The sequence below is a fragment of the Mycolicibacter arupensis genome (assembly GCF_002086515.1).
GTDB lineage: Bacteria > Actinomycetota > Actinomycetes > Mycobacteriales > Mycobacteriaceae > Mycobacterium > Mycobacterium arupense.
The window spans coordinates 1-8,264 of sequence record NZ_MVHH01000083.1 but is presented as its reverse complement, the minus strand read 5'-3'; the positions used below and the strand labels follow the sequence as shown (position 1 = coordinate 8,264).

Below are 8,264 nucleotides of genomic sequence, written 5' to 3'. Positions count from 1 at the left end.
TGGGCCTGAGTGTCCCGCAGTTCGCAGCGCGGCAGCACACCCGATCCACGGGTGTGCTGTCGCGTACTGCGGTTCGCGGGTGGTGCCGAGCGGTCACGCCCTCTCGCGTGATCCAATAGCCAAGTACATCGACCAACTCAGCAGAGGAGGGTAGTGATGGACCCGAGCACTCGCACAGACATCACCGTCAACGTCGAGGGTTTCTGGATGCTGCAGGCGCTTCTGGACATCCGTCATGTTGCTCCCGAGTTGCGTTGCCGTCCTTATGTTTCAACCGATTCAAATGACTGGCTCTCCGAGCATCCGGGCATGGCGGTGATGCGCGAGCAGGGCATCGTCGTCGACGACGAGGTCAATGAGACCGTGGCGGCACGCATGCGGGTGCTTGCCGCACCCGATCTCGAAGTGGTCGCACTGCTGTCGCTGGGCAAGCTGCGCTACGGCGTCATCGACGCCGATGACCAGGAGCCCGGGACCCGCGACATTCCCGACAACGAGTTTCGGGTACTGCTGGCGCGGCGCGGCGAGCACTGGGTGTCGGCGGTCCGCGTCGGCACCGACATCACCGTCGACGACGTCGCGGTGACCGACGCGGCATCGATTGCCGCGCTGGTGTTGGACGGTATGGAGTCCATCCACCACGCCGACCCCGCCCAGATCACCGCCGTCAACGTGCCGATGGAAGAGATGCTGGAGGCCACCCAGAGCTGGCAGGACTCGGGCTTCAACATCTTCACCGGGGGAGACCTGCGCCGGATGGGAATCAGCGCGGCCACCGTCGCGGCACTCGGACAGGCCCTGTCGGAACCGGCGGCCGAAGCCGCGGTGTATGCGCGGCAGTACCGCGACGACGCCAAGGGGCCCAGCGCCTCGGTGCTCTCGCTCAAAGACGGCTCGGGCGGCCGGATTGCGCTGTATCAGCAGGCGCGCACCGCGGGCTCGGGTGAGGCGTGGCTGGCGATTTGCCCGGCCACCCCGCAGTTGGTTCAGGTGGGCGTCAAAACCGTTCTGGACACCCTGCCCTACGGTGCCTGGAAGACGCATCGGAGGGTCTAGCGGCCTATCGGCCGCTGAATGCCAAGTGTGCAACGAAAAACCGCGGTTAAACGCGATCGTGCGAATAACGTGAATTGCCTTTAGAATTGGACTGACTTTAAAAATGACACATTACGAGGCGGCACCTATGGGTTCTGTGGGTTCGATATTGGTCGATCGCGAGGCGCAGTCATGACCGCGGCGATCGAATCGGGGCAGGCGGGCGGAGACCTCGCGTCGACAGGACCGCGGGCCGTGGTGGTCGGCGTCATGGCCGGCGAAGGCGTCCAGATCGGCACATTGCTCGATGCCGACGCCCCGGTGTCGGTGATGCTGGACCCGCTGCTCAACGTCATCAATGGCCGTCTTCAGGAGCTCGAAGAGCCCGTACTGCAGCCCGATGGGCGTGGCCGCTGGGTGCTGTGCCTGGTCGACGGTACGGCGCTGCGCCCGAACCAGTCACTGACCGAGCAGGGCGTCTACGACGGCGATCGTCTGTGGCTGCGCTTCATCGAGGACCGGGAACGGCGCTCGCCGGTCATCGAGCACATCTCCACCGCGGTGTCGGTCAACCTTGCCAAGCGATTCGCCCCGGTCGACGCGGCGACAGCGGTGCGCGTCGGGGTGGCGACCCTGGCCCTGGGCGTGTTGATGGCCACCGGGCTGCTCGCCGCCTGGCGGGTGCAGCACGAAGGCTGGCTGACGGCCGGCTTCAGCGCGGGGCTGGCCTTCCTGGTGTTGATCGCCGCAGCACTGATCCTGATGCAGGCGCGCAACGACTCGGACCGGCGCGTCGGTGACACCCTGCTGGCAACCGGTCTGGTGCCGCTGGTCGTGGCGGCCGCGGCGGCGGTGCCCGGCGAGGTGGGAGCCGCGCATGCCGCGCTGGGCTTCGGCGTCGCCGGAATCGCCGCCCTGGCGGTTATCCGCCTCACCGGCCGGCAATTGGCCGCCTATGCGGCCGTAGCTGTCATCAGCGTCGCGGTGATGTTCGGCGGGGTGCTGCGAATGCTGTTCATGACCGGCGCGGTGACCCTGATGACGTGCGTGTACCTGGCCTGTGTGCTCGCCTACCAGTGGGCGCCGTCGCTGTCGCGATGGTTCGCGGGCCTGCGGCTGCCGGTCTTCCCCTCGGCCACCAGCCGCTGGGTGTTCGAAGCCCGGCCCGACCTGCCCACCACGGTGGTCACCACGCCCGGAGCTCCGCCGTCCCTGGAAGGCCCGGAGTCCATTCGCGAGGTGGTGCTGCGCGCGGAGCGGGCCAGGTCGTTCCTGACTGGCCTGCTGACCGGGCTGGGCGTGCTGACCGCGGTGTGTATCACCGGGCTGTGCGACCCCCACTCGGACCGCACGTGGCTGCCGGTGGTGCTGGCCGGCCTGACCGCCGGATTCCTGGTGCTGCGAGGCCGCTCCTTCCGGGACCGCTGGCAGTCGGTCACCGTGACGCTCACCGGCCTGGTGATCATCGCGGCCGTGGTGGTGCGCTTCGTGGTGGTCCTGTGGACCCCGACCGCCCTGGTGGTCGGCGTCGCCCTGCTGGCGCTGGTTCCGATGTTCGGCCTGCTGTCGGCGGTGATCGTGCCGAACACCATCTACAGCCCGCTGTTCCGCAAATTTGTGGAATGGATCGAATATCTGTGCCTGATGCCGTTGTTCCCGCTGGCACTGTGGTTGATGAATACCTATGAAGCGATCCGGTACCGGTAGGGGCGTGGGTCGGCTGCAGCGCACCGCGGCCGCCGGCGCCGCGATGATCATGATGGCCAGCGGGTCGCTGGCCGGGCTGCCGGCCGCCGGTGCGATCGAGCCGCCCGGCATCGATCCGGCGGCATTGCCGCCCGACGGCACCCCCGGCCCGCCGCAGACCATGCGGCAGACCTCGTACTGCACCGAGGTCGGTGTGCTGCCCAACACCGACTTCCGTGTGCAGCCCGCCTACATGGACATGCTCAACCTGCAGGAGGCCTGGAAGTTCGGCCGCGGGGGAGGCGTCACCGTCGCGGTCATCGACACCGGCGTCACCCCGCACCCGCGGCTGCCGAACCTGATCCCCGGCGGCGACTACGTGATGGCCGGCGGCGACGGGCTGTCGGACTGCGATGCGCACGGGACCTTGGTGGCCTCGCTGATCGCCGCGATGCCCGACAACGGGGTCCCGCTGCCTCCGCCACGCCAGACCCGCCGGCCTCCGTCGGTCCCCACCAACGAGCCGACGCCGACCCCGTCGCCGGCGACGACCATCCTGGTGATGCCGCCGCCCGAGGCGCCTCCGGCGCCGGCTCCCACCGAAGGTGAGGAGCAGGTTCCCGGTTTCTTTCCTGCTCCGCCTCCGCCGCCACCACCGCCACCCCCGGCCCCGGCGCCTGCGCCACCGGCCGGACCGGCTCCCGGACCCGGCGCCGCTGCCTCGTCTGCGCAGCTCCCGCGTTACGGGGCGGGCGATGCCGTGCGATCAGCCGGTTTCTCGGGTCAGGCTCGGACCGCACCGGTCGACTTCCGCGCTCCCAGCGCGCCGCCACCAGGCACCGGACCGGATGCGTTCAGCGGTATCGCACCCGACGTGCAGCTGATCGCGATCCGGCAGTACAGCGCCGCGTTCGGCCCCAAAGAGCCGTTCGGCAATGGTCAGGACCCGCAGCTGCGGGAGAAGAACGAGGGCATTCGGACCATGGCGCGGGCGATCGTGCACGCCGCGAACATGGGTGCCCAAGTCATCAACATCTCCTCGGCTGTGTGCATGAATGTGCGGACCATGCTCGATCAGGCTGATCTGGGTGCTGCGGTGCGCTACGCCGCGGTCGAGAAGAACGTGGTGATCGTCGCGGCGGCCGGTGACACCAGCTGGCGGGACTGCAAGCAGAACCCGACCTACAACGCGATGCGCCCCGATGACCCTCGCGACTGGAACGGCGTCAACACCGTGGTGACGCCGGCGTGGTACGACGAATACGTTTTGACCGTCGGCGCGGTCGATTCGGCGGGTGCGCCGCTGTCCAAGTCCAGTGTCGCCGGTCCCTGGGTGTCGATCGCCGCTCCCGGCACCGACATCGAGGGCCTCTCGCCGCGTGATGACGGGCTGATGAACGCCGTCGACGGTCCGGAGAACTCGCTGTTGGTCCCGTCGGGCACCAGCTTCTCGACGGCTATCGTCTCCGGTGTGGCAGCACTGGTGCGGGCCAAGTACCCGGAGCTGTCGGCTCATCAGGTGATCAACCGGCTGGTCCGCACCGCCCGGCCACCGGCGCGCGGGGTCGACAACGTGGTGGGTCACGGCATTGTGGACCCGGTCGCGGCGCTGACCTGGGACGTTCCCGACGGTCCGGCCCAACCGCCGGAGCGGCTGTCGGCGCCGCTGCAGGTGCCGCCGATGCCGCCAGAACGTGATATGACACCGGCCTGGGTCGCCGGAGCCGGATTGTTGGCTGCGCTCGCCGCCGCCGGCGTGGCCCTTGGAGTGGCAGCACTGCGACGATCGTCAAGGAACCGATGAAGGCACAGCACGCACTAGGTCTGAACCTGTCTTGGATGCGGGTCACCGCGGTCTTTCTGATCGACATGGGGATCTTGGTCCTCGCCGGTCGCTGGCCCGGTGACGCCCAGGTAGCCGACTACGTATGGTGGTCGGGCATCGGGGCCGCGGTGCTGGTCGCGCTCGTCGCGCTGCTGACTTTCCACCGGGTGCCGGTCAGCTCGATGTGGGCGTCGTGGGTGGCCGATCAGTTCACCGATCCCGAAGCGGCACTGAGCCGGGCACGAGGATCGTCTATCGACCACCACCGCCGATTCGGCCGGGAATCGGTCGGCATCCGCGAGCACGAGGGCCAGCTGGTTTCGGTGATCGCCGTGGGTGGCCGACCCACTGTGGCGAGCGGCCGCCATGGGCGTGAGGCGGAGCCGACCCTGTCCGTGGAGCGCCTGGCCGCCGGGCTGCGCCAGTTCGATCTACGGCTGGACAGCATCGACATCGTGTCGGTCGGCACCCGCGCGGAGCCCCGCGCCGCCGGCGACCCCGACGTCGATGAGAATCCGTCCATGCCCGATCGCCGCCGCACCTGGGTGGTCTTGCGGATGGACCCGCAGCGCAACGTCAACGCGGTCGCCACGCGCGATTCGCTGGCCGCCACCCTGGCGGTCGCCACCGAGCGGCTGGCCGAGGACATCGACGGCCGTCAGCTCAGCGCGCAGGTGCTGCGCTCCGACGAGTTCGACGCCGTCGATGAGGCCGTGCTGGCGGGCCTGGAGGGCGCCCACCTTCGGCACCGGTTGTTCCGCGCCCGTCCCGAGGGCCATGTCACCAGCTACTGGTTGACGCCCTCCGACATCAATCCGGAGAACCTCGAGCACCTGTGGTACCCCGAGACCGATGTCAGCGTGGTCACCGTGCGGCTGACCCGGGGTGGTGGGCGAAGCACCGAGATCTCGGTGCTGGCGCGCTATCACACCGCGGAGAAGCCCACTAAGAACATGCGGTCGGCGCTGAACCGCTTTGTGGGCAAGCGCCGACTGGAAGCGGTCTGCGCCAGCTTGCCGGCGCCGTCGGTGCACCGGCGGATGTCGGTGCCGGGCCGGGACCTGCAGGCCGGCGAACAGTTGCCGGTGACCGTGGATGTGATCGAGGAATACACGCCTGCGGGGGCCGGGGTGCGCGGGTGACCGGTCCGCACACGACCGATGCACGAAACGCAATGGTCGCGGGGATGTTGGCCTCGGGCATCTCGGTCAACGGGCTGCAGCCCAGCCATAATCCGCAGGTCGCCCTGCAGATGTTCACCACGGCCACCACGATCGACCCGACCATGTGCGACGCCTGGCTGGCCCGGCTGCTCGCTGGGGACTCTTCCCTGGAGGTGCTGGAGAACGCGTGGGCGACGGTACGCACCTTCGGCTGGGAGACCCGCCGTTTAGGCCTGTCTGACCTGGAGTTCCGTCCGGAGTTCTCCGACGGGATGTTCCTGCGGCTGCTGATCACCAGCGTCGAGACGCTGGCCGCCGCCTACGCCGCCGCCCTGGCAGAGGCCAAGCGCTACGCCGAGGCGTCGGCACTGCTCGACGGAATCGAGGCGCGCAACCCCTTCGAGGCCGAGCTGGTCAGCTATGTCCGGGGGCTGCTGTACTTCCGGACCGGACGCTGGCCGGACGTGCTCAAGCAGTTTCCGGCGGCAGCCCCGTGGCGCCAGCCCGAGCTGAAGGCGGCGGCGGCGGCGATGGCCACTACCGCGCTGGCCTCGCTCGGGGTGTTCGAGGAAGCGACGCGGCGCGCCCAGGAGGCGATCGAGGGTGACCGCGTGCCCAGCGCCGCCAATGTCGCGCTGTACACCCAGGGCATGTGCCTGCGCCATCTGGGCCGGGAGGACGAGGCCGCCGAGTTGCTGCGCCGAGTCTATTCCCGGGACTCGAAGTTCACCCCGGCCCGCGAGGCTCTCGACAATCTCGACTTCCGCCTGGTACTGACCGACCCGGAGACCATCGAGGCGCGCACCGATCCCTGGGATCCGGACAGCGCACCGACCCGGGAAGAGGCCGAAGCCCACCGGCACGCCGAGGAAGCGGCCCGTTACCTGGCCGAAGGCGACGCGGAATTGGCCGCCATGCTCGGCATGGATCAGGCCAAACGCGAGATCAAGCTGATCAAGGCGACCACCAAGGTGAATCTGGCGCGCGCCAAGATGGGCCTGCCGGTGCCGGTGACGTCGCGCCACACTCTGCTGCTCGGTCCGCCCGGAACCGGCAAGACCTCGGTGGCGCGAGCGTTCACCAAGCAGCTGTGTGGCCTGACCGTGCTGCGCAAGCCGCTGGTTGTGGAGACCAATCGATCCAAGCTGCTCGGTCGCTACATGGCCGATGCCGAAAAGAACACCGAAGAGCTGCTCGAAGGCGCGCGCGGCGGTGCGGTGTTCTTCGATGAGATGCACACGCTGCATGAGAGCGGCTACAGCCAGGGCGACGCCTACGGCAACGCGATCATCAACACGCTGCTGCTGTACATGGAGAACCACCGCGACGAGTTGGTGGTATTCGGCGCCGGCTACGCCAACGCCATGGACAAGATGCTTGAGGTGAACCAGGGCCTGCGGCGTCGTTTTTCGACGGTGATCGAGTTCTTCAGCTACACCCCGCCGGAACTGCTGGAACTGACCAAGATGATGGGCGCGGAGAACGAGGACGTGGTCAGCGACGAGGCGGTCGAGGGACTGCTGCCGTCCTACACCAAGTTCTACGCGGACGAGAACTACTCCGAAGACGGTGACCTGATCCGGGGCATCGACGTGCTGGGTAACGCCGGATTCGTGCGCAACGTGGTGGAGAAGGCCCGGGATCACCGGAGTTTTCGTCTCGATGATTCTGAACTGGACGCGGTGCTCTCGGGCGATGTCACCGATTTCAGCGAGGAATGGCTGCACAAGTTCAAGGAGCTGACGCGCGAGGATCTCGCCGAAGGGCTCAGCGCGGCGGTTGCCGAGAAGAAAACGTCCTGAACAGTCAGTCGCTAGGCAGGCGATTCACAGCGTAAGTATCGCCTGTCCGGGTTGACGGTCGCTGACGCCGATGCAACCATTGCGCAGGTAAGGGGCCGTGCTTCTGTTCGGCTCAATGGTTTCTGCCGGTGTCAGGAGGTGAGGACGAAACTTGTGTCCCGGTGATTGTGCCCACTGCGGGTCGGTGATGGTTTCCTCCCGATCCGGTTTCGGCACCGTGCCTGTCACCAGAACCCCATAGCGCTGAACCACTCCGGCACAACGTCGTGGCCGGATACCTGTTCGACGCACCCGGTGAACGTCGGTCGCTTTCGACTGACTCTCTTGGAGGAGAACCCCATGACATTCGTGAACACCCAACCGGAGGCCCTGACCGCCGCTGCGAGCAACCTGGCCGCCATCGGTGCTTCGCTCAGCGCGCAGAACGCCGCCGCTGCTTCGCCCACCACGGGTGTGGTTCCTGCTGCCGCTGACGAGGTCTCGGCGCTGACCGCTGCGCAGTTCGCCGCGCACGCCAGCATGTACCAGGCCATCAGCGCTCAGGCTGAGGCGATCCACCAGGCGTTCGTCGCCACGCTGAACACCAGCGCCAACACCTACGCGGCCACCGAGGCGGCCAATGCCGCGGCAGCCGGATAGACCGAATACCACTATTTTTCACCAACGTTCGTAGAAAAGAGGAGAGACAAATGGCTACTCGTTTTATGACTGACCCGGACGCGATGCGTTCGATGGCGGGTCGTTTTGATGTGC

At 67.6% G+C, this 8,264-nt stretch carries 6 protein-coding genes; all 6 read left to right on the top strand.

The window, feature by feature from the left end; genetic code table 11:
- Positions 1–156: 156 nt before the first annotated feature.
- The 6 genes from BST15_RS20335 to BST15_RS20310 all read left to right on the top strand — a co-directional run bounded on the left by BST15_RS20335 (position 157) and on the right by BST15_RS20310 (position 8,150).
- Positions 157–1,056 carry an ESX secretion-associated protein EspG gene (locus BST15_RS20335; protein ID WP_046191474.1) on the top strand — a complete coding sequence of 300 codons (900 nt, stop codon included), beginning with the start codon at positions 157–159 and terminating at the stop codon, positions 1,054–1,056.
- Between the two features lie 171 nt (positions 1,057–1,227).
- Complete coding sequence (gene eccD / locus BST15_RS20330) at positions 1,228–2,742, top strand: type VII secretion integral membrane protein EccD (protein ID WP_046191475.1); 1,515 nt, start codon at positions 1,228–1,230, stop codon at positions 2,740–2,742.
- Positions 2,720–4,525: a type VII secretion-associated serine protease mycosin gene (gene mycP, locus BST15_RS20325; protein WP_083071154.1), complete on the top strand. Its 1,806-nt coding sequence runs from the start codon at positions 2,720–2,722 to the stop codon at positions 4,523–4,525. Before eccD ends, mycP begins: the two co-directional genes overlap by 23 nt.
- Positions 4,522–5,688: a type VII secretion protein EccE gene (eccE, locus tag BST15_RS20320; protein WP_046191403.1), complete on the top strand. Its 1,167-nt coding sequence runs from the start codon at positions 4,522–4,524 to the stop codon at positions 5,686–5,688. The genes mycP and eccE overlap by 4 nt, the downstream gene beginning before the upstream one ends.
- A 32-nt stretch (positions 5,689–5,720) precedes the next feature.
- A complete protein-coding gene (gene eccA, locus BST15_RS20315; protein ID WP_109370896.1) occupies positions 5,721–7,511 on the top strand; it encodes a type VII secretion AAA-ATPase EccA in 1,791 nt (596 codons plus the stop codon).
- Positions 7,512–7,850: 339 nt separating this feature from the next.
- Positions 7,851–8,150 carry a PE family protein gene (locus BST15_RS20310; protein WP_046191401.1) on the top strand — a complete coding sequence of 100 codons (300 nt, stop codon included), beginning with the start codon at positions 7,851–7,853 and terminating at the stop codon, positions 8,148–8,150.
- The last annotated feature ends 114 nt before the right edge of the window (positions 8,151–8,264 follow it).

Bases quoted from the DNA above. Each gene is read 5' to 3' on its own strand.
- BST15_RS20310 (WP_046191401.1), top strand. From the start codon at position 7,851: ATGACATTCGTGAACACCCAACCGGAGGCCCTGACCGCCGCTGCGAGC.
- eccA (WP_109370896.1), top strand. From the start codon at position 5,721: ATGGTCGCGGGGATGTTGGCCTCGGGCATCTCGGTCAACGGGCTGCAG.
- eccD (WP_046191475.1), top strand. From the start codon at position 1,228: ATGACCGCGGCGATCGAATCGGGGCAGGCGGGCGGAGACCTCGCGTCG.
- BST15_RS20335 (WP_046191474.1), top strand. From the start codon at position 157: ATGGACCCGAGCACTCGCACAGACATCACCGTCAACGTCGAGGGTTTC.
- eccE (WP_046191403.1), top strand. From the start codon at position 4,522: ATGAAGGCACAGCACGCACTAGGTCTGAACCTGTCTTGGATGCGGGTC.
- mycP (WP_083071154.1), top strand. From the start codon at position 2,720: ATGAAGCGATCCGGTACCGGTAGGGGCGTGGGTCGGCTGCAGCGCACC.